The 19,596-nt window shown below is 64.5% G+C and carries 21 protein-coding genes; 12 read left to right on the top strand and 9 right to left on the bottom strand.

The genetic code is table 11. From position 1 onward, the window contains the following. Window positions 1–169: 169 nt before the first annotated feature. The 4 genes from AC0NIL_RS04275 to AC0NIL_RS04290 form a co-directional block, all read right to left on the bottom strand. The gene (locus tag AC0NIL_RS04275; RefSeq protein ID WP_473574073.1) at window positions 170–1,351 is read right to left on the bottom strand and encodes a trans-sulfuration enzyme family protein; all 1,182 of its coding nucleotides are present in this window, start codon (window positions 1,349–1,351) and stop codon (window positions 170–172) included. Further along, entirely contained in the window at window positions 1,348–2,787 is a 1,440-nt protein-coding gene (locus AC0NIL_RS04280) for a pyridoxal-phosphate dependent enzyme (protein WP_064992683.1), read from the bottom strand. Before AC0NIL_RS04280 ends, AC0NIL_RS04275 begins: the two co-directional genes overlap by 4 nt. Window positions 2,788–3,078: 291 nt before the next feature. Beyond that, window positions 3,079–4,413, bottom strand: coding sequence for an FAD/NAD(P)-binding protein (locus AC0NIL_RS04285; RefSeq protein WP_064992682.1), 1,335 nt, complete (start codon window positions 4,411–4,413; stop codon window positions 3,079–3,081). 31 nt (window positions 4,414–4,444) lie between these two features. Then, complete coding sequence (locus AC0NIL_RS04290) at window positions 4,445–4,915, bottom strand: RrF2 family transcriptional regulator (protein WP_013528705.1); 471 nt, start codon at window positions 4,913–4,915, stop codon at window positions 4,445–4,447. Window positions 4,916–5,558: 643 nt separating this feature from the next. Here AC0NIL_RS04290 and tauA point away from each other — a divergent pair. The 8 genes from tauA to AC0NIL_RS04330 all read left to right on the top strand — a co-directional run bounded on the left by tauA (window position 5,559) and on the right by AC0NIL_RS04330 (window position 12,623). Next, entirely contained in the window at window positions 5,559–6,572 is a 1,014-nt protein-coding gene (gene tauA, locus AC0NIL_RS04295; RefSeq protein WP_473544032.1) for a taurine ABC transporter substrate-binding protein, read from the top strand. 159 nt (window positions 6,573–6,731) lie between these two features. Continuing rightward, complete coding sequence (locus AC0NIL_RS04300; RefSeq protein WP_473574072.1) at window positions 6,732–7,523, top strand: taurine ABC transporter ATP-binding protein; 792 nt, start codon at window positions 6,732–6,734, stop codon at window positions 7,521–7,523. Beyond that, window positions 7,520–8,380 (top strand): ABC transporter permease subunit, encoded by an 861-nt coding sequence (locus AC0NIL_RS04305; RefSeq protein ID WP_473574071.1) that lies wholly within the window; start codon window positions 7,520–7,522, stop codon window positions 8,378–8,380. Before AC0NIL_RS04300 ends, AC0NIL_RS04305 begins: the two co-directional genes overlap by 4 nt. A 31-nt stretch (window positions 8,381–8,411) precedes the next feature. Continuing rightward, window positions 8,412–8,597, top strand: coding sequence for a hypothetical protein (locus AC0NIL_RS04310; RefSeq protein WP_473574070.1), 186 nt, complete (start codon window positions 8,412–8,414; stop codon window positions 8,595–8,597). Window positions 8,598–8,839: 242 nt separating this feature from the next. Then, window positions 8,840–9,793: a sulfonate ABC transporter substrate-binding protein gene (locus tag AC0NIL_RS04315; RefSeq protein ID WP_157678448.1), complete on the top strand. Its 954-nt coding sequence runs from the start codon at window positions 8,840–8,842 to the stop codon at window positions 9,791–9,793. Between the two features lie 91 nt (window positions 9,794–9,884). Further along, window positions 9,885–11,048, top strand: coding sequence for an FMNH2-dependent alkanesulfonate monooxygenase (ssuD, locus tag AC0NIL_RS04320; protein WP_063173428.1), 1,164 nt, complete (start codon window positions 9,885–9,887; stop codon window positions 11,046–11,048). Further along, complete coding sequence (locus AC0NIL_RS04325) at window positions 11,045–11,821, top strand: ABC transporter permease subunit (protein WP_275953375.1); 777 nt, start codon at window positions 11,045–11,047, stop codon at window positions 11,819–11,821. Before ssuD ends, AC0NIL_RS04325 begins: the two co-directional genes overlap by 4 nt. 10 nt (window positions 11,822–11,831) lie before the next feature. Further along, on the top strand, window positions 11,832–12,623 hold the full coding sequence (locus AC0NIL_RS04330) for an ATP-binding cassette domain-containing protein (RefSeq protein ID WP_473574069.1): 792 nt from the start codon (window positions 11,832–11,834) through the stop codon (window positions 12,621–12,623). A gap of 187 nt (window positions 12,624–12,810) precedes the next feature. Here AC0NIL_RS04330 and AC0NIL_RS04335 read toward each other — a convergent pair whose 3' ends face one another. Continuing rightward, window positions 12,811–12,996 (bottom strand): hypothetical protein, encoded by a 186-nt coding sequence (locus AC0NIL_RS04335; RefSeq protein WP_024502222.1) that lies wholly within the window; start codon window positions 12,994–12,996, stop codon window positions 12,811–12,813. A 309-nt stretch (window positions 12,997–13,305) separates the two neighbouring features. On the opposite strand from AC0NIL_RS04335, the gene AC0NIL_RS04340 reads away from it, so the two are divergent. The 4 genes from AC0NIL_RS04340 (at window position 13,306) to AC0NIL_RS04355 (ending at window position 16,609) form a co-directional block, all read left to right on the top strand. Then, window positions 13,306–13,665 (top strand): septal ring lytic transglycosylase RlpA family protein, encoded by a 360-nt coding sequence (locus AC0NIL_RS04340; protein WP_013528714.1) that lies wholly within the window; start codon window positions 13,306–13,308, stop codon window positions 13,663–13,665. Window positions 13,666–13,896: 231 nt separating this feature from the next. Beyond that, entirely contained in the window at window positions 13,897–15,174 is a 1,278-nt protein-coding gene (locus tag AC0NIL_RS04345; protein ID WP_013528715.1) for a polyhydroxyalkanoate depolymerase, read from the top strand. Window positions 15,175–15,408: 234 nt separating this feature from the next. Continuing rightward, the gene (locus tag AC0NIL_RS04350; protein ID WP_013528717.1) at window positions 15,409–16,026 is read left to right on the top strand and encodes a transglutaminase-like cysteine peptidase; all 618 of its coding nucleotides are present in this window, start codon (window positions 15,409–15,411) and stop codon (window positions 16,024–16,026) included. A 415-nt stretch (window positions 16,027–16,441) separates the two neighbouring features. Further along, the gene (locus AC0NIL_RS04355) at window positions 16,442–16,609 is read left to right on the top strand and encodes a hypothetical protein (RefSeq protein WP_245265299.1); all 168 of its coding nucleotides are present in this window, start codon (window positions 16,442–16,444) and stop codon (window positions 16,607–16,609) included. A gap of 84 nt (window positions 16,610–16,693) precedes the next feature. Here AC0NIL_RS04355 and AC0NIL_RS04360 read toward each other — a convergent pair whose 3' ends face one another. Genes AC0NIL_RS04360 through AC0NIL_RS04375 form a run of 4 tightly spaced genes read right to left on the bottom strand, consistent with a single transcriptional unit; the run spans window position 16,694 to window position 19,444 of the window. Continuing rightward, the gene (locus AC0NIL_RS04360; RefSeq protein ID WP_013528719.1) at window positions 16,694–17,062 is read right to left on the bottom strand and encodes a helix-turn-helix domain-containing protein; all 369 of its coding nucleotides are present in this window, start codon (window positions 17,060–17,062) and stop codon (window positions 16,694–16,696) included. 10 nt (window positions 17,063–17,072) lie between these two features. Then, window positions 17,073–17,603 (bottom strand): Smr/MutS family protein, encoded by a 531-nt coding sequence (locus AC0NIL_RS04365; RefSeq protein WP_275953376.1) that lies wholly within the window; start codon window positions 17,601–17,603, stop codon window positions 17,073–17,075. After that, on the bottom strand, window positions 17,600–18,715 hold the full coding sequence (mltA, locus tag AC0NIL_RS04370; RefSeq protein ID WP_224675817.1) for a murein transglycosylase A: 1,116 nt from the start codon (window positions 18,713–18,715) through the stop codon (window positions 17,600–17,602). The genes AC0NIL_RS04365 and mltA overlap by 4 nt, the downstream gene beginning before the upstream one ends. A gap of 21 nt (window positions 18,716–18,736) precedes the next feature. Continuing rightward, complete coding sequence (locus tag AC0NIL_RS04375) at window positions 18,737–19,444, bottom strand: Tim44/TimA family putative adaptor protein (protein WP_027161247.1); 708 nt, start codon at window positions 19,442–19,444, stop codon at window positions 18,737–18,739. Between the last annotated feature and the right edge of the window lie 152 nt (window positions 19,445–19,596).

The following is a 19,596-nucleotide window of genomic DNA, read 5'->3' on the forward strand; positions in this document are numbered from 1 at the left end:
GTCTCTTGCTCGTCAGATTGTGCCTGTCTTGCGGCGACTGCGCGTCTGCGAACGCCTTCCCCCACTCCGTCTCGGCTTCGCCGAGCCCCTCTCCCCCTCCGGAGGGAAAGGAAAGGAGCCAAGGCAGGGCGATGAGGGGCAACGCTGAAGTTGCAAGTTGATTGAGCTTCTAGCCCCCCAGCGCCTGCTCCAGATCCGCAATCAGATCATCGCCATCCTCGATCCCCGCCGACAACCTTACCAGCGAATCCGATATGCCGATCTCGGCCCGTTTCTCCGCCGGTATGGAGCCATGCGTCATCAGCGCCGGGTGTTCGATCAGGCTCTCCACACCGCCGAGGCTTTCGGCGAGCGTGAACAATTGCGTGCGTTCGAGGAACTTTTTGGTGCCGGCTAGGTCGCGGTCGAGCACGGCTGTGATCATGCCGCCGAAGGCATGCATCTGCTGGACGGCGACGGCGTGCTGCGGGTGGCTGGCGAGGCCGGGATAGATGACGCGGCGGACGTCGCGGCGCGCTTCCAGCCATTGCGCGATCTTCAGGCCGTTGGCGGAATGGCGCTCCATGCGCAGCGCCAGCGTTTTCAGCCCGCGCAGCGCCAGAAAACTGTCGAACGGGCCCGAAATGGCGCCGATGGCGTTCTGCAGGAATTTCAGCTGGGCGGCCAGATCCTTGTTGTCGCCGACCACGGCGACGCCGCCGACCATATCGGAATGGCCATTGAGATATTTGGTCGTCGAATGCACGACGATATCGATGCCGAGCTCCAGCGGCCGCTGGATATAGGGGCTGCAGAAGGTGTTGTCGGCGACCGTGAGAATCCCCTTGCGCCTGGCAAGTGCGGCGACGCCTTCGAGGTCGACGATGCGCAGCAGCGGGTTGGTGGGGGTTTCGACCCACAGCATTTTCGTCTCGGGCCGGATCGCGGCCTCCACGGCGGCGAGGTCGGTGAAGTCGACGAACGAGACCCGCAGATCGGCCGAGCGCTTGCGCACCCGCTCCATCAGCCGGAAGGAACCGCCATAGATGTCGTCGGTGGCGACGATATGCGCACCGGAATCGAGCAGCTCCAGCACGGTGGCGATCGCCGCCAGCCCTGACGCGAAGGCGAAGGCGGCCGAGCCGCTTTCGAGGTCGGCCACGGCGCGCTCGAAGGCAAAGCGCGTCGGGTTCTGGCTGCGGGCATATTCAAAGCCCTTGTGCACGCCGGGCGATTGCTGGCCATAGGTCGAGGTGGCGTAGATCGGCACCATTACCGCGCCGGTCAGCGGGTCGTGGCTCTGGCCGCCATGGATGGTGCGCGTCGAGAAAGCCAGTCGGTTTTTCCCGGCTGGCGGAGTATTGCTGGTCATCGTGCGCGCCTCAGATGGTTGATCAGGTCGATGCGGGTTATCAGGCCGACGAATTCGTCGCCGTCGAAGATGATGGCGACCTCGTTGCGGTCGAACACCGGCAGCAGCGCGTCCAGCGTCTGGCTGGCCTGCAGCGTGTGCAGGTTGGAGGTCATGGCCGTGCGCACCGGGCCGTTGAAGCGCTCCCAGCGGCCGTCATAAGGGCCGTCGACCTTGGCCAGGATGTCGCTTTCGTCAACGATGCCGACGAGCTTGCCATTGTCGAGCACCGGCAGCTGCGAGACATCGGAGCGGCGCATGCGGCCATAGGCATTGAGCAGGCTTTCGTCCGGGCCGACATAGACGGTGTCGCCGGTGCGGTGCGAGCGCATCACCAGGTCGCGCAGATCGCCATGCTGCTCGTGCTCGGCCAGCCCCTGCTCGGCCAGCCAGAAATCGTCGAACACTTTCGACAGGTACTTGTTGCCACTGTCGCAGACGAAGGTGACGACGCGTTTGGGCACCGTCTGCTCGCGGCAATAGCGCAGCGCCGCCGACAGCAGCGTGCCCGACGATGAGCCGGCAAGGATACCTTCCTTGGACAAGAGGTCGCGCACCGCCAGCATGCTCTGCTTGTCGGGGATCGAATAGGCCTTTTTGACCAGCGACAGATCGGCATTGGGCGGCACGAAATCCTCGCCGATGCCTTCCACGGTCCAGCTGCCGGCCTCTTCCATCTTGCCGGTCTTGATCAGCGGCGCCAGCACCGAGCCGACCGGATCGGCCAGCACCATTTCGGTCTTCGGCGACACTTTTGCGAAGTAGCGGCCAAGCCCGGTCAGCGTGCCCCCCGAGCCGACGCCGACCACCACGGCATCCACATCACCGTCGAGCTGCGAAAAGATCTCGGGGCCGGTGGTGGTTTCATGCGCCAGCGGATTGGCCGGGTTGGCGAACTGGTTAGCATAGAAGGCGCCGGGCGTTTCCGCCGCGATCTTCTCGGCCATGTCCTGGTAATATTCGGCATGGCCCTTGCCGACATCGGAGCGCGTCATGCGCACTTCGGCGCCGAGCGCGCGCAGGTGCTGGATCTTTTCGCGCGACATCTTGTCGGGCACGACCAGCACGATGCGGTAGCCCTTGGGGATGCCGACCTGGGCGAGGCCAAGCCCGGTGTTGCCGGCGGTCGCCTCGACGATGGTGCCGCCGCGCTTGAGCTTGCCCTGCTTTTCAGCCGCGGCGATCATCGACAGCGCGATGCGGTCCTTGATCGAGCCGCCGGGATTCTGGCTTTCGAGCTTGATGAACAGCCGGCATTTGCCGGTGTCGAACTTGGTCAGCTCGACCACCGGCGTCTGGCCGATCAGGTCGAGTACCGACTTGTAGGGCGGACGCAGGCGGGACAATTCGGCTTCCGAGGGGGCACTGTCCAGTGCGGCGATCTCATGCTCGCTCATATCGATGCTCCATGACCAAGCGACCGCCTCTGGGCAGGGCGGCAGCGTAGCCTCTTTTCCAGCCCTTTGCAGTCGGAAAGAAGATAGATCGTGCCAATCAACCGGCCAGATGCGGAATGAAATTCCGGTTTGTGCCTCAAGGGCTTGGAGGGTGTGTTGAGATTCAGGTCAGGCCGAGCCGAAAATGGCAGATTCCGAGAACCGGAGCAGAGCGTACTTTTGGGTACGTGAGCACCGGAAGCCACAGGAAGCCGCATTTGCAGGCCGGCATCACCTGAATATCGACACAGCCTACCCCAGCAGCTGCTTGCTCAGCCTCGCACACTGCACGCGGATATCGGGGATGGCGTCGATCTCGAAGAAGGTGCCGCGCGTCAGCGGGCCGACGGCGAGGATCTTGGCCGAAACGGTTCCGTCGCCGGCGATGATCTCGCATTTGGTCGATACGTCGAGGCCGATGCGCAGCGGATCCGGCCTTGCCAGGCCGCGGTCGACCAGCGAGCGCACGACGCTGTTCGACGAGGTCGAGATGTCCCTGACGATGCCAGAGCAATCGTAGATGCGGGCGACCTCGAAGGTCTCGAGACGCTGCGTGTGACGCGACTGGACCTGGACGGTGAATTCGCCGTTGCGCGCAATGTCGACGACGCGGCCGGCGACCAGGCGGATGCGGCCGGATTGCACGGCCTCGGTGACACGGGCGTAGACCTCGGGCGCCATGCGATGGCGGTGGATGTCCCACCAGGCCTTAGTGTGCTCGACGAAGCGGCGCTTGGCGGAAGCCGGCCAGTTCTGCCAGATCTTCTGGTTGAACGGCCGCAGCCCGTCGACGACGTCACGCCAGTCGATGCCGGCCTTCTGGTTTTCCTTGATCAGGTCGCGGAACCAGCCGACGAAATAGGAGAGCTGCGTGCCGAGCGGAATGTCGGCGACGTCGAGCTTGATCGGATTGCCCTTGCGATGCGGCGAGGGCAGCAGGCCGCGCCTGGACACAGCTATGATGTCGCCGCGATGGCCGCGTTGCTCCAGCGCCAGGAAAGCATCGACCATGCTGAGGCCGGTGCCCAGCACCATGACGCCGGCGTCGGGCGGAAGTGCTGTATCGGCTTCCGATCCCATCCTGATGGCATGGCCTTGCGCCGGCTCCTCGTCGTGGCCGGTGGCCAGCACGGCGAGATGCGCAACGACGCTGGTGCCGTTGGCCAGCGCCACTTCGACGCCGGAGGCGGTGGGCGTGATCGAGAGGCTTTCCTCGCGGATCAGCCGAAGCCGACCGCTCTGCTTTTCCCGCGCTTCAAGATCGACCAGCAACTCGCCGAGATAGCGGGCATAGATGCTGCGTGGCGCATAGAAGGGCGCCTCCTCAGCCGTTGCCAGGCCGCGTTCCTGAAGCCAGCGCCAGAAATTGCCGGGATCGTCGGCATAGGCGCTCATGCCGGCGGCGCTGACATTCAGTACATGCGCCGACAGCAGCGTCGAATAGGCGATGCCCTGACCGAAATGCGGGCGCCTTTCGATCAGCGTGACGCGCAGGTCGGGATTGGGCGACTTCAGGAGATGCGCGGCCAGCACGACGCCGCTGGCGCCGCCACCGACAATGATGATGGAGTTGGCGCGCCCGGTCATAGGCATGCCTTCGCTCTGCGCAGCGCCAGTGTCAGGCCTGGACCTTCACCGCGACCGGCAGATCGCCGATGCCGACCGACAGGTCGTCGAGAGAGATATCGCGCATTTCGGCGAGGCTGCGCTGATCGAGCACCTCGGCGATCGCCTGCCGGACCTCGAGCATCAGATGTCGGACTTGGCATGTCGCCTCGTTGCAATCTTCACAGCGCTGGTACTGGGTGCGGCTGGCGCAGGGGATCGGCGCCAGCGGACCGTCGAGGACGCGCACGACATGGCCGACCTTGATCTCGTCGGCGGGCCGCGCCAGGCGATAGCCGCCATCCTTGCCCTTGCGGCTCTGGACGAAGCCGGCATTGCGCAACTCGCCCAGGATGGCGTCGAGAAATTTCTTCGGGATGTTGTTGCCGGTGGCGACGTCGTTGACGAAGGCGAGCTGCCCGGCCGGCAATCGCGCGAGGTGGACAAGCGCCTTGAGGCCGTACTTACCTTTTTTGGTGAGCATGAGATCAAATTTTCTCTGGCATGCGACGGCATGGAACCATCGGTTGCAAAACGCCTGGCGTGCGTTGCCGCCGCGTCCAAGCCCGCATGACACATAAATTCTAGTGACATGATGTACAAGCCGAGAACTGCTGATTTTGCTTCGTTTTCAAGCCGCGCGGGCCATTTTGACCAGCCTTTGTGCCCACAGGGACACAAAAGCGCACGAGTTTGGGGGCGCGACCATCGCGATATGGTGACTGCTCATCGTCGCCTCCAGTCTCAATGTCGATAAGATTACTATACTTACCCTCGAACACGCGGAATGGGTTGTCAAATCGGCGGTTGTTTGAGGCATGAATTTGCCTGGAAGAGGCCGGAAGCGGGAATTCTAGTTCGCGGTGGGCGTAGGCGGAGCCATCACCGCAGTTCAGGAGGTTAAAGGTCGGTGGGACAGAGGGGGGCGCTGGCCCGCCGGCGTCGAAAGGCCTGCCCTGTGGCGACACTCTGCCCCACCGCAACCACCCTATCCGCCTCACCACCTCACCATCGACAGCTTTTTTCTAACAAGCCCGCCTTGGTTGGAAGGATTTAACTCTACAAGAACCATAGAATTAGCTGACTATTATGAAGCATTCCGGTTTTTCTCTTTTCAGGAGCCCTTCATGTCCACCATTTCGCGACGCATTCTTCTGCTCTCGTCGGCGGCACTTGCCGGTGCGGCCTTCCTCGGCCCGGCCCTTGCCAACGACCTCAAGATCACCATCGGCTACCAGACGGTGGTCGAACCCTCGAAAGTGCCGCAGGCCGACGGCGCCTATGAAAAGGCGACGAAGGCCACCATTGATTGGCGCAAATTCGATTCCGGCGCCGATGTCATCGCCGCGGTCGTTTCCGGTTCGGTCGATATCGGCTATGTCGGCTCGAGTCCGCTGGCGGCGGCGGCGAGCCGCGAATTGCCGATCCAGACTATCTTCATCGTCGGCTTGATCGGCGAATCCGAGGCGCTGGTGGCACGCAACGGCGCCGGCATCGAGAAAATCGCCGATCTCGCCGGCAAGAAGGTCGCCGTGCCGTTCGTCTCGACGACGCATTACAGCCTGCTCGCAGCACTGAAGCATGAGGGCGTCGATCCGAAGTCGGTCGAGATCCTCAATCTCCGGCCTCCGGAAATCGCCGCCGCCTTCTCGCGCGGCGACATCGACGCCGCTTATGTCTGGGATCCGGCGCTCGGCCAGATCAAGACGACGGGCAAGGTGGTGGTGGATTCCTCGCAGGTCGCCGCCTGGGGCGCGCCGACCTTCGACGCCTGGATCGTGCGCACCGACTTCGCCGAAAAGAACCCGGAAGCGGTGCGCGACTTCGTCAAGGTGACGGGCGCGGCATATGCCGAGTTCCTCGCCAAGCCCGAAGCCTGGTCGGTATCGTCGCCGCAGGCGGCCGCGATCGCCAAACTCACCGGCGCCAAGCTGGAAGAAGTGCCGCAGCTGCTCAAGGGCTATGTCTTCCCGACGCTGGAAGAGCAGGCCTCCGACAAATTCCTCGGCGGCGGCACGGTCAAGGCGGTCGAAGCGACATCCACCTTCCTCAAGGAGCAAGGCAAGATCGACGCCGTGCTTCCCGACTATTCGAAATACGTATCGTCGAAATACGTCACCGAGGCGCTCGCCTCGAACTAGTACTCGCTTAACGCAATTCCGGACGGAAAACCGCTTCACACTTTTCCTGGAATTGCTCTGAACGCGCGCGGATCTTTTTCCCTAACGCCGCGTGCTGACTGCCCCGGAACCGCTGACGAGGGCCGGGGCAGTCGGATTTCAACGAACCGCGAGGCATCCATGCCGCATCTCGTGCTCGACCCGCATCTCGTACTGGACAAGGTCTCGATCCACTATGACGGCCAGGCAGCGCCTGCCGTCGAGCGGGTGTCGATCGATGTCGCCAAGGGCGATTTCGTCGTGCTGGTGGGCCGTTCCGGCTGCGGCAAGACCTCGCTGCTCAACGTCGCCGCCGGCCTTGTCGCGCCGGCGCGCGGTACGGCTTCCATCAACGGCAAGCCGATCACAGCACCTGGCTCGGACCGGGCGGTGGTGTTCCAGAACGATGCTTTGTTCCCATGGCTGACGGCGCGCGAAAACGTTGCCTTCGCGCTCAGGCTGCGCGGTGTCGCTCCGGCCGAGCGGGCGCGGCGCGCCGATGAGCTGCTGGCGCTGGTGAAGCTCGCCGACGCCGGCGACAAGTGCATCTGGGAGCTTTCCGGCGGTATGCGCCAGCGTGTCGGCCTGGCTCGGGCGCTCGCCGCCGAACCCGAATTCCTGCTGCTCGACGAACCGCTCGGCGCGCTCGATGCGCTGACGCGCGAGCGCATGCAGACGACGCTGCTCGATCTGTGGACGGCAAGCGATGTCGGCGTGCTGATGGTGACGCATGGCATCGAGGAGGCGCTGGCGCTGGCCACCCGCATCGTCGTGCTGGCGCCTGGCCCGGGCCGCGTGGTGCAAACTTTCGAACCGGGCTTCTCCAGGCGCTACGCATCGGGCGAGGCCATCCGCACCATCAAGGCCGACCCGGCCTTCGCCGCGGCGCGCGGCGAACTAACCGACGCGATCTTCGAAGGAGAGGCGGCATGACCGTTACCTCCTACACCGAGCGGCCGGGACACAAGGTCGACGAGGCCGACGGCCTGTCGGTGCCGTGGTCGCGGTCCAGCCCGAAACGCAAAGGCGTTTCCGCGCGCGCGGTCAGCGTGATGACCATCCTGGTGGTGCTGGCGCTGTGGGCGCTGTCGGCCCGCCTGCAACTGGTGTCGCCAGTGTTCCTGCCCTCGCCGGTTGCGGTGTGGAACAAGTTCATCACCGTCGCCCGCGACGGCTTCGTCGATGCGACGCTGCTGCAGCATGCCGTCGCCAGCCTGGGCCGGGTTTTCGCCGCGCTGATCGCCGCCATCCTCGTCGGCGTGCCGGTTGGGCTCGCCATCGGCATCAGCACGATCGGGCGCGGCATCTTCGATCCGCTGCTTGAGTTCCTGCGGCCGATCCCGCCGCTCGCCTACCTGCCGCTGGTCGTCATCTGGTTCGGCATCGGCGAACCGTCGAAGATCCTGGTGATCACTATTTCCATGCTGGCGCCGGTGGCATTGTCGACCGCGTCCGGCGTTCGCGGCGTTTCGCAGGAACGCATCAATGCGGCGCGCTCACTGGGTGCTACTCAGCGCCAAGTGGTCCGCCATGTCATCCTGCCGAGCGCGCTGCCGGCGATCCTGACCGGCCTGCGCATCGCGCTCGGCGCCGGCTGGTCGACGCTGGTCGCCGCCGAACTGGTGGCGGCGACGCGCGGGCTTGGTTTCATGATCCAGTCGGCCGCCCAGTTCCTCGTCACCGACGTGGTGGTGATGGGCATATTGGTGATCGCGGCCATTGCCTTCGTGCTGGAATTCACCCTCCGCAGGATCGAGCGCGTGCTCGTCCCGTGGGCGGGACGCGAATGATTGGGAACCAGAAGAGCAGGAGAGAATGCCGATGACCCATTCCACCGCCGTGCTGTTCGCCCAAGCCGGCAATTGGCTTCTCGCCTGGACCAGGGAAAGCCAGCCGCTTGAACAGCAACCGAAATCGCCAACGCCGGGACGCTGGGACGCCGAGCGCGACCGCCTGCCGCCACGCGACGAGAGTTTTTACTGGGCCTGGCAGTACTGGTCGCAGTGAGGGGATTGGCGATTGGCACTAGCCCCCGCGTCTTCGTCATCCTAGGGCGGAGCAAGGAGCGAAGCGACGCAGCGCAGACCCCAGGATGGCGAATTCCAGGTAGCCAAAGAAGATAATTCCCATTCTCCCCTCTAACTCGCAAAATCATTCCTCTACTAAATTTATAGAATTACCTAACCTCATCCATCTTCCAACCGGCGAGGCCATTTCCGGCGCCGATCCGCAGCGAAGGAGAGGGATCAATGTTCAATCTAACGAGACGTGTTTTCGGCATCGGCCTGCTGGCGGCGACGGTTGCCGTGTCGTTCGGCGCCACGGCGCAGGAGCTGAAGCAGTTCAGCATCGGCTATCAGAAGACCGGCCTGCCGGTGATCGCCAGGCAGCAGCAGGTGATCGAGAAGGCACTTGAAGACAAGGGCGTGACGGTCAAATGGGTCGAGTTCACCGCCGGTCCGCCGCTGGTCGAGGCGCTCAATGTCGGCGCCATCGATGTCGGCTGGACCGGCGACGCGCCGCCGATCTTCGGCCAGTCGGCCGGTGCCAACATCGTCTATGCCGCAGCGCTGCCGTCGAATGGCGAGGGCGAGGCGATCTTCGTCAAGCCGGCGTCGCCGATCCAGTCGGTCGCCGATCTCAAGGGCAAGCGCGTCGGTGTCGGCAAGGGCACCAGCGCGCACAATCTGCTTGTCGCCGCGCTGGAGAAGGCCGGCATCCCGTTCGACCAGATCACGCCGGTCTATCTCAGCCCGGCGGATGCGGCCGCAGCCTTTGCCAGCGACCAGATCGATGCCTGGACCGTCTGGGATCCGTTCTTCGCCATCGCCGAAACCCGCTACCAGCCGCGTGTGCTGGCCCGCTCCAGCGAGGTGCTGAAGGTCAACACCTATTTCCTCGCCAACAAGGACTTCGCCAAGGCGCATCCCGAAACCGTCACCACGACGATATCAGCCTTGGGCGAGGCGGCGAAATGGGCCGACCAGAACCGCGACAAGGTGGCCGCGGCGCTGCATGAGGTGACCGGCGTGCCGCTCGACGCGCAGATCATCGCCGCCAACCGCACCAAATTCGGCGTCTTCCCGATCACCGACGAGATCATCGCCGGCCAGCAGGCGACCGCAGACCGCTTCTTCAAGCTCGGGCTGATCCCGAACGCGGTCCGCATCTCCGACGCGGTGTGGACGGCACCCGGCAACTGACTTGTCCCCTGACGGCGCCGGATGAGAACGCCCGGCGCCATTTGCGTTCGCACCCATATCTCCAGGAGATCCGCCCGTGACTGTGCCAGACATGACCGCGCCTGCCAGCACCGCACCGCTCGATTTCTTCTGGTTCATCCCGACGCATGGCGACGGCTCCTATCTCGGTTCCGAGGAGCAGCAGCGGCCGCCCGAATTCGGCTACTTCAAGGAGATCGCGCAGGCGGTCGACCGGCTCGGCTTTCCCGGCGTGCTGTTGCCGACCGGCCAGAATTGCGAGGATTCCTGGATCACCGCGACGGGCCTCGCGACACTCACCGAAAAACTGAAGTTCCTGGTCGCGCTGCGGCCGGGCGTGACGCTGCCGACTTTCGCCGCACGCCAGACCGCCGCCCTCGATCGCTTGAGCAATGGCCGCCTGCTGCTCAATGTCGTGGTCGGCGGCAACCCGACCGAGCTCGCCGGCGACGGCGTCTTCCTGCCGCATGACGAGCGCTATGCCCAGGCGCATGAATTCCTGACCATCTGGCGCGGCCTGGTGTCCGGCGAGCGGGTCAATTTCAACGGCAAATATTACCGCGTCGAAAATGGCCGCCTCGACCTTCTGCCGCACCAGGAACGGCCGCCGCTCTATTTCGGCGGATCGTCGGATGCGGGCCAGGACCTCGCCGCGGACCTCGTCGACATGTATCTGACCTGGGGCGAACCGCCGGCGCAGGTCGCCGAGAAGCTGGCCGCGGCGCGCGCAAAGGCGGCGCTGCGCGGCAGAAAACTGCGCTTCGGCATCCGGCTGCATTTCATCGTGCGCGAGACCGAGGACGAAGCCTGGCGCGCCGCCGACCGGCTGATCAGCCATGTCACCGACGCCCAGATCGAAAACGCGCAGGCGCGCTTCCTCAACCAGATGGATTCGGTCGGCCAGCGCCGCATGGCGGAGCTGCATGGCGGCCGCCGTGACAGGCTGGTGGTGTCGCCCAATCTGTGGGCCGGCGTCGGGCTGGTGCGCGGCGGCGCCGGCACGGCGCTGGTCGGCACGCCGGAACAGATCGCCGGGCGCATCCGCGAATACCAGGCGATCGGCATCGATACCATCATCGGCTCGGGCTATCCGCATCTCGAGGAGGCCTACCGCGTCGCCGAGCTTCTGTTTCCGAAGCTCGGGCTCGGCACCAGGCGGCAGCGGGCGCATGAGAACATCGCCAACGAATTCTCGGTCGGCTTCCATGGCGCCAACCGCCTGCAGGCTTCGTCATGAGCTTTTCCACGCGCCTGCATAGCAACGCCATCGGCTGGCTGCTGCCGGCGCTGATCATTGCCGGCTGGGAGATTGCCAGCCGCGCCTGCGTCATGCCGGCCAACGTGCTGCCGGCGCCCAGCGCGGTCGCCGAGGCCTTCTGGCGGCTGACGCTGTCGGGCGAACTGATCCGCAACATCGGCGTCTCGACCGCGCGCGCCCTTGCCGGCTTTGCCGTCGGTGGCTCCATCGGTTTTGCGCTCGGCCTTGCCAACGGGCTGTCGACGCTCAGCCGCGGCCTGACCGACACGACGCTGCAGATGATCCGCAACATTCCGCATCTGGCGCTGATCCCGCTGGTCATCCTGTGGTTCGGCATCGACGAGGAAGCCAAGCTGTTCCTGGTGGCGCTCGGCGTGTTCTTTCCGATCTACGTCAACACGCTGCTCGGCATCCAGAGCGTCGACCCACAGCTCGTCGAGATGGGCCGCGTCTACGGCATGGACCGTCGCGCCCTGTTCTTCCGCGTCATCCTGCCCGGCGCGCTGCCGTCGATCTTCGTCGGCCTGCGCTATGCCCTGGGCATCATGTGGCTGACGCTGATCGTCGCCGAAACCATCTCGGCCAGTTCGGGCCTCGGCTACATGGCCATGCAGGCGCGCGAATTCCTGCTGATCGACGTCGTCGTGCTGTCGATCCTGATCTACGCGTTGCTCGGCAAGCTCGCCGACAGCCTCGCCCGCCTGCTCGAGCGGCTGTCGCTCGGCTGGCATCCGGCCTTCCAGAACGGATGAGAGATTGCCCATGACCACCGCCAGCCTGACCGCAGCCCGTTCCTTCGTCGCCACGCCGGTGCGGCCGATCGGCTCCGTCGAAGGACAGCGGGCCTTTGCCTTCAGGCATGCCGGCAAGCGCTTCGGCGACAAGACCGTGCTCGACGGCATCGACCTGGACGTGCCGGCCGGGCAGTTCCTTGCCGTCATCGGCAAGAGCGGCTGCGGCAAGAGCACGCTGTTGCGGCTTCTGGCCGGGCTCGACCGGCCGACATCGGGATCGCTGTCCTTCGGCGTCGAAGAGGAAGGACACAGCCGCACGCGCTTCATGTTCCAGGAACCACGGCTCCTGCCCTGGGCCAGCGTGGTGGAAAACGTCGAGGTCGGGCTGACCGGCATCGCCACCGGTAGCGAAGCGAGGCACCGCGCGCTCGACATCCTCGGCGAGGTCGGGCTTGCCGACCGGGCCGACGAATGGCCTTCGGTGCTGTCCGGAGGTCAGAAGCAGCGCGTGGCGCTGGCCCGCGCGCTGGTCGGCCACCCGCAGATCCTGGCTCTCGACGAGCCGCTCGGCGCACTCGACGCCCTGACCCGCATCGAGATGCAGCAGCTTCTGGAACGCATCTGGATCGCGCAGAAGTTCACGGCCGTGCTGGTCACGCATGATGTCGCCGAAGCGGTCGCGCTCGCCGACCGGGTCGTGGTGATCAGCGAAGGCCGGATCGCGCTCGATCTGGATGTGCCCGTGGAACGGCCGCGCCGTCGCGGTTCGGTGGAGTTGGCCCGGCTGGAGGGCAAGATTCTGGATCGGCTGTTCGGGTAGGGCCGGGGGGCCGGGCCCTCGAGGACCGCCTTCCCCCACTCCGTCGCTGCTTCGCAGCGCCACCTCTCCCCCCTCCGGAGGGAGAGGAAAGGAGCCAAGGTCGGCGAGCTCGCGCTTTTCCTCTCCCCCGTCGATCGGGGGAGAGGTGGCCCGAAGGGCCGGAGTGGGGGTCGACCTTTCATCAAGCTCACCCGCTTGACCGGTTCGCCCACACCAACCCGATCAGCCCGACCAGCATGGTGACGACGCCGATATAGAGCCATTGCGACTGGCCGGTCATGAAGCTGCCGCCGACAACGCCGATGCCTTGCAGCGACCACAGCGCGCCGACGGCAAGCACAATCAACGCCAGCAGATTTTTGGTCAGCCTCATTGCCGGATCTCCTTTTTGAAGTCGATTGGTTGCAGCATCGGGACCGCGATAAAAGAGCCAAAGGAAGTGGCCCGGCCGCGCCGAGCTCTACTTGGATATTAATGTTCGATCTTGTCAAACGGATGCCCGATAGCAACACAAAGATCATCGTTGATTGATCATCGCGTGCCGGAAAATCCCTGACAGACTGTTACCCAGCGACTCCAAACGTGTGCCATTGCCACGGAACCGCCAGATCACTGCCGCATTTCCCGCCTTATTTGGCACCTAACGGCTGGGGTCTGTCAAAAACGGAGCCATCCCCCAAATATGAAGAACCCAAAACAGACCGCGATTGTCGCGGTAACGATCGCTGCTGGCCTGATGGTCGGCGCTTCTTCGGCGACCGCCGCCGCCCAGTGCGGCCGCGCCTCGTGGTACGCCCTGCACTCCAGAACCGCCTCGGGCGAGCGCATGAACCCGTCGGCGATGACCGCCGCGCATCGCACCTTGCCTTTCGGCACCAAGCTCAGGGTGACCAACAAGAACAACGGCCGCAGCGTCGTCGTGCGCATCAACGATCGCGGTCCGTTCATCAAGGGACGCGTGCTCGACCTGTCGAAGGGCGCGGCCGGCCAGCTCGGCTTCATCGGCTCCGGCCACACTTCCGTGTGCATGGCGCGCGTCTAGAGCTTCCTGTGTCCGGCAAGGGCCGGACACACTACCTACACATTTCGCAGCCGCACACTGAGCCGGCTGGCGCCGTTCGGCCCCGATTTCCATGGTCTTGAACCAAAGAAGCATTGGTCACGCAGCGTGACGTATTGCATCGCAGCAATTAGTTGTTAACTTCCCCGCGAGACATTTAGGCTCGGCGCTGCTCGTCGTCCCTTCGGTCGCAGGCAGCAGCGGGGTTTCTCGATGTTCTACCAGCTCTATGAGATGAACCACGCCGCCCTGCAGCCGGCGCGCCTCTATGCCGACGCGGTGCGGATGTTCTACTCCAATCCGCTCAATCCGTTTTCCCACACGCAATGGGGCCGTTCGATCGCGGCGACGGCCGAACTGTTCGAGCGCACCACGCGCCGCTACGGCAAGCCGGCCTTCGGCCTGAGCAAGACCGTGGTCGACTGGAAGAGCGTCGAGGTCGCCGAGAAGACCGTCTGGTCGAAGCCGTTCTGCAATCTCGTGCGCTTCGAGCGCGCTGTCCCCGCCGGGCGCAAGCCCGATCCGAAGCTTCTGATCGTGGCGCCGATGTCGGGCCATTATGCGACGCTGCTGCGCGGCACGGTGGAAGCCATGCTGCCCTATGCCGACGTGCACATCACCGATTGGGTCGATGCCCGCATGGTGCCGCTTGCCGACGGCCAATTCGATCTCGACGACTACATCGACTATGTCATCGACATGCTGCACACGCTCGGGCCGGACACGCATGTGATGGCGGTGTGCCAGCCTTCCGTGCCGGTGCTGGCCGCCGTGGCGCTGATGGAATCCAAGGGCGACCCGTTCGTGCCCTCGACGATGACCTTGATGGGCGGGCCTATCGACACGCGCAGCAACCCGACCGCGGTCAATCTGCTGGCGCAGGAAAAAGGCATCGACTGGTTCCGCGACAATGTCGTGATGCATGCGCCGTGGCCGGTGCCAGGCTTCGGCCGCGAGGTCTATCCAGGCTTCCTGCAGCTGTCCGGCTTCATGAGCATGAACCTCGATCGCCACATCATCGCCCACAAGGACTTCTTCATGCATCTGGTGAAGCATGATGGCGACAATGCCGAGAAGCACCGCGATTTCTACGACGAGTATCTGGCGGTCATGGACCTGACGGCCGAATTCTACCTGCAGACCGTCGACACCGTCTTCGTGCGGCAGGCCTTGCCAAAGGGCGAGATGACGCATCGCGGCACCAGGATCGATCCGTCGGCGATCCGCAACGTCGCGCTGTTCACGGTCGAAGGCGAGAACGACGACATATCAGGCCTTGGCCAGACCAAGGCGGCGCATGATCTTTGCCCCAATATCCCGGCTGAGCGGCACGCCCACTACATGCAGCCGGCGGTCGGCCATTACGGCGTGTTCAACGGTTCTCGCTTCCGCTCCGAAATCGTCCCGCGCATCGTCGACTTCATCACCAGCTACGGCCGCCAGGAGCGTGTCGCGGTGAAGCCGAAGCTGGTCCGCGCCGCCAAGAGATAATGCACGTCGTCCAAAATTGCGGGTTTTGGGACGATGACCTGCATAAAACCAAGCTTAACGGCGACAAACCGTGCGATTGACCGGTAAAAGCCGGCCGGCTGGCTGATTCTGTTGCACAAGTGCCGCTGTCCAGCCCCTCGGGTAACCATGCCGACAATCCGACCGTCGTCGTAATTGACACGGACTGTAAATCCCCCTTAACCTTTCGTTAATAACAAAGGGTGAGCGGGGACAATGATTTCCTCATCGATGGCGCGACGGCTGCGCGTGTATGTGGCGGCCGGGCTGGCAATGACGGCGGGCTGGGTGGCACCGGCCTTGGCGGGTGGAGCGATGGCGACCGGGGGGCTCACCTCGCAGCCGATCGGCCACTATGATTTCTGCAAGCTGCATCCGGGCGAGTGCTCGATCCGCCCGGCCAATCTGGCGCCGGCTCCGATGACCGACGCGCTGATGCGCAAGCTTCTCAATGTCACCGCCAGGGTCAACGCCGCCGTCAAGCCGATGAGCGACATGGACATCTACGGCAAGGACGAGGTCTGGGCTTATCCCGACAAGGGCGTCGGCGATTGCGAGGACTATGTGCTGGAAAAGCGGCGCCAGCTTTCGCGCATGAGCATCTCGCTTGCCGATCTTCTGATCACCGTCGTGCGCAAGCCCGACGGCGAGGGCCACGCCGTGCTGACGGTGCGCACCGACGAGGGCGACTATGTGCTCGACAATCTGACCGACAAGGTCAAGCCATGGGACGCGACCGGCTACCGCTTCCTCAAGCGGCAGGCGATCGACAACACCGGCCGCTGGGTCTCGATCCGCGGTGGCCAGCAAGTTCTGGTCGGCGCGGTTCAGTAGGCACCAGCAACGGCGGCTTCCCTAGGGGCGGCATCCAACGCTTCGTCATCACAGGGCTGAGCAGGAGCGAAGCTCCGTCGCGAAGACCCGGGATCCATGCCGTGATGCCGATGAAGAACGCTGCGGCGCAGGAACAGGCGCCTGCAATCGTCATACCGTCATCACCAGATCTTTTGCCCCGTCGCGACGCTCGCAACTCGCGGCATGGATCCTCGGGTCTGCGCGCCCGCTTCGCCCGTGGATGACGAAATCGATGGGCCCTCCGCCAGAATTCGCATTTCTCCGTGAACCATTTCGCTCCGGCCAGCGACACACAGCCGTGAACCGAAACCAACCATGGAGACTTCAGATGACTGCTTTTTTGCGAAACACCCTTCTTGCCGCTATCGCGGTGTCGAGCATGGCCGGATCCGCCATGGCCGATCAGACCACCAGCTGTGCCAAAACCAACCTCAACGACCTCTGGGCCGGCCGCTGTTGCGGTGATGCCGGGGCGTCGGACTGCCTGGGCGGCGGAAACAATGGCCACGACCACGGCGATCATGGCCGGGGTGGAAATGGCGGCACCGCCGGCAAGAAATGATCTCACCACTTTGCCCGCCGGCGGGCCGCCGGCGGGCAGTGTCCTCGTGAGGCAGGCGAACTTGTACCGGCGCGGACCGTCAGGCTACGGCCGCTGGTTCAACGCCGCGCGGATCGATGCGGTGATGCGGCGAAGCTCGGTTTCGTCGAGTTTCTCGATGTTTTCCGCCAGCAGATTGGCGAGCTCGGTGGCGGCGGGGGAAAGACCCGACGTGTCGAGTTTTACACGCGGGTGCGAGGCCTCGGCCAGCCGCGCCAGTTCCTCGGCATCGTCCCAGATGATGTTGAAATAGCCGATGATCTTCTGGATCAGCGTCCAGGTCGGGGCGCCTCGCCTGCCATGTTCGAGCGCCGACAGATAGGCGGCGCTGACGCCGATCGCCGCCGCCATGTCCTTCTGGCGGACACCGCGTTCGCTTCTCAGCGTCCGCAGCTTCTCGCCGAACGGAGTCATGCCCCCGTCCTCATGAACGGACCCGCCGCAGGCGGATATAGAGCGCACCCGAACCGCCATGATTGCGGGCGGCATGGTCGTGGCTGGAGACGAGCGGCCGGAAGGCAGGCGTCGACAGCCAGGCCGGCACGGCGCGCCGCAACACGCCATCGCCGCCGGAGGACGAGCCCTTGCCGGTGATGACCAGGACATAGCGGACGCCGCCGGCATGCGCCCGGTGCAGGAACGAGAACAGCAGCGAGTAGGCCTCGTCCTGCGTCATGCCGTGCAGATCGACGCGGCCCTCGATCGGCAGCCGGCCCTTCGACAATTTGTCCAGCGTCGGTTCGTCGAGGCGGTGCGTGACATGCTGCGCCTTCGGCTTCGCGGTCCCTGCGACATTGGCGACGGGCTGGGCGGGCTGCGACTGGCTTGGCTTGGCCTCGGCAGGAATTTCGGGGATATCGACGGCAAATTTCCCCTTCAGCGGCTTGGCCGTGCGCGCCACCAGGTTCCACAGAATCCGGTCGTCCTCGCTGAGCTTGTCCGGGCGTCGGGTCATCGGACCGCACCCGCAATGAGCGCGCGCGGCACCAGCGCATAAAAATCCGCGGCATTGCGGACCACGCCGGCGATCTCGCCCGCGGCCCCGCCCGAACCGGCGAACAGGTCGCCCCGCGCCGGCCCGGTGATGGCGGAGCCAGTGTCCTGCGCGATCATCAGGCGGCGGAATGGTTTTGCGTCGAAGGCGGCGAGCGTCGGCGCGTCGATGTAAAAGGGCGTGCCGAATGTGTGCAGCAGGCGGTCGACGGCGATCGAGCGGCCCGGCGTCAGCGGCACCTTGGCGGCGGCGATCGGACCAAGGGCAACGTCCTCGACATCGGCCGGGCGGAAGAAAATGTAGGAGCGGTTCTGCCACAGGATCTCGTCGACGCGGTCCGGATGCGCCTTGAACCATGCGCGGATCGATTGCATCGTCACTTCCGCCAGCGGGATCTCGCCAATCTCGCTCAGGACCTTGCCTGGTCCGGTGAAGCGCTGGCCGGATTTGGCGGCATAGGTGACGCGGGCAAGCCGGCCGTCGGTCATGGCGAGGCGTGCGGCACCTTGCACGTGAATGAAGAAGGCATCGACCTTGTCGGCCAACCAGGCGATTTCCAGGCCCTTGCCATCAAGCGCGCCGCGCTCGATCTCGCCACGGTCATGATATTCGACCGGCCCGTTCGGCGTCTGGCGCGCGAAAGCGAGATAGGGGTCCAGGCCCGGCGGCCGGTTTGCGTCATCGATATCGACGAGATCGGCCGGGCGCGACAGCAGCGGCACCGAAAACCGGTCCGTGCGCACCGGTGACGCCTCGACTTGCGGTTCATAGAAACCGGTGACGAGCCCATTTTCGGCAGGGATAAGCGCCGGCACAAAATGGCGCTCGAAGAAGGCGCGGGCCTCCCCGCGGGTCAAAACCGGCGACCGATTCGCCGGCGAAACGGTCCGGGCCTCGGCGTAGGCATCCGCAAAGGCGTCGAAGTCGACGCCGAGCACGCCGCTGCGATAGGGTTTGGTCAGGACATGGAAGGCCGAGCGGCGAAAGGCGGCGAAGGCCGCCGAATGGTCGTCATCGTTCCAGCCGGGCAGATCGCCGAAGGCTTTCTCGACAAAAAGAGGCGATAGCGACACCGGAGCCTCGCCGCGTATTCCCTAGTCTTCTTCCTCGGTGGCGACGAGCTTCCAGTTCGGATCGCGCGAGCGCGTGTCGCGGGCGAAGGTCCAGACATCCTTGACCTCGGCCACGGTTTCCGGGTCGCCGTCGATGACGGCACCGGCCTTGTCGCGGGTCGCCGAAATCAGCTCGCTGATGATGCGCAGCGTGACATGCGCCTCGCCGCCCTTCATCTCGGCCGAGACGATATCGGCCTTGTCGATGCCGACGAAGGAGGACTGGATCTTTTCCGCCTTGGCCTCGCGCTCGCCGATAGCGGCGACAAAACCGTCATAGACCTCGCGCGACAACAGGTTCTTCAGCGTTTTGCGATCGCCGTCGGCATAGGCCATGACGATCATCTCGTAAGCCATCTTGGCGCCGTCGACGAAACCCTTCGGCTCGAAGGACGGATCATTGTCCTTGATCGTGCGCAGGCCCTTGTTGAGGTCGGTATCGGGCTTGGCGAAAGCGTCGATCGCGGCATAGGCGTCGGGAGCCGGCTCGCCTGGCGGACGCTTGCGCGGCAGCGAGACGACGTTTTCGGATTTCTGGGCGGCATCCTTGTCGCTGGTGCGAGCCGCCGAATAGGGATCGAAGGGCGGCCGTTCGCTGCCGGTGCGGCGGCCCAGCACATTGCGCAGCTGGAAAAAGATGACCACCGCCGCAATCAGGAAGAAAATCGTGCCGAAGTCGAAGAATCCCATATCTTCCGCCAATCAATCCCTGCCCTGTGGCCGGACCGTCAGGCCCAACGGCCGCGGTCGCATAGCGTTCAACATTCAAAGCATATAGAACGCAAGGCGCAATCATTCAAATCAAAGGCAGGCATACCTATCTAACAGCCTCGGTGCCAGCG

The organism is Mesorhizobium sp. WSM1343 (genome assembly GCF_055901535.1).

Bases quoted from the DNA above. Each gene is read 5' to 3' on its own strand.
- AC0NIL_RS04350 (WP_013528717.1), top strand. From the start codon at position 15,409: ATGATTTCCTCATCGATGGCGCGACGGCTGCGCGTGTATGTGGCGGCC.
- AC0NIL_RS04360 (WP_013528719.1), bottom strand. From the start codon at position 17,062: ATGACTCCGTTCGGCGAGAAGCTGCGGACGCTGAGAAGCGAACGCGGT.
- AC0NIL_RS04285 (WP_064992682.1), bottom strand. From the start codon at position 4,413: ATGACCGGGCGCGCCAACTCCATCATCATTGTCGGTGGCGGCGCCAGC.
- AC0NIL_RS04290 (WP_013528705.1), bottom strand. From the start codon at position 4,915: ATGCTCACCAAAAAAGGTAAGTACGGCCTCAAGGCGCTTGTCCACCTC.
- AC0NIL_RS04345 (WP_013528715.1), top strand. From the start codon at position 13,897: ATGTTCTACCAGCTCTATGAGATGAACCACGCCGCCCTGCAGCCGGCG.
- AC0NIL_RS04365 (WP_275953376.1), bottom strand. From the start codon at position 17,603: ATGACCCGACGCCCGGACAAGCTCAGCGAGGACGACCGGATTCTGTGG.
- AC0NIL_RS04310 (WP_473574070.1), top strand. From the start codon at position 8,412: ATGACCCATTCCACCGCCGTGCTGTTCGCCCAAGCCGGCAATTGGCTT.
- AC0NIL_RS04305 (WP_473574071.1), top strand. From the start codon at position 7,520: ATGACCGTTACCTCCTACACCGAGCGGCCGGGACACAAGGTCGACGAG.
- AC0NIL_RS04280 (WP_064992683.1), bottom strand. From the start codon at position 2,787: ATGAGCGAGCATGAGATCGCCGCACTGGACAGTGCCCCCTCGGAAGCC.
- AC0NIL_RS04355 (WP_245265299.1), top strand. From the start codon at position 16,442: ATGGCCGATCAGACCACCAGCTGTGCCAAAACCAACCTCAACGACCTC.
- AC0NIL_RS04315 (WP_157678448.1), top strand. From the start codon at position 8,840: ATGTTCAATCTAACGAGACGTGTTTTCGGCATCGGCCTGCTGGCGGCG.
- AC0NIL_RS04330 (WP_473574069.1), top strand. From the start codon at position 11,832: ATGACCACCGCCAGCCTGACCGCAGCCCGTTCCTTCGTCGCCACGCCG.
- AC0NIL_RS04275 (WP_473574073.1), bottom strand. From the start codon at position 1,351: ATGACCAGCAATACTCCGCCAGCCGGGAAAAACCGACTGGCTTTCTCG.
- AC0NIL_RS04335 (WP_024502222.1), bottom strand. From the start codon at position 12,996: ATGAGGCTGACCAAAAATCTGCTGGCGTTGATTGTGCTTGCCGTCGGC.
- AC0NIL_RS04375 (WP_027161247.1), bottom strand. From the start codon at position 19,444: ATGGGATTCTTCGACTTCGGCACGATTTTCTTCCTGATTGCGGCGGTG.
- tauA (WP_473544032.1), top strand. From the start codon at position 5,559: ATGTCCACCATTTCGCGACGCATTCTTCTGCTCTCGTCGGCGGCACTT.
- AC0NIL_RS04325 (WP_275953375.1), top strand. From the start codon at position 11,045: ATGAGCTTTTCCACGCGCCTGCATAGCAACGCCATCGGCTGGCTGCTG.
- AC0NIL_RS04300 (WP_473574072.1), top strand. From the start codon at position 6,732: ATGCCGCATCTCGTGCTCGACCCGCATCTCGTACTGGACAAGGTCTCG.
- AC0NIL_RS04340 (WP_013528714.1), top strand. From the start codon at position 13,306: ATGAAGAACCCAAAACAGACCGCGATTGTCGCGGTAACGATCGCTGCT.
- ssuD (WP_063173428.1), top strand. From the start codon at position 9,885: ATGACCGCGCCTGCCAGCACCGCACCGCTCGATTTCTTCTGGTTCATC.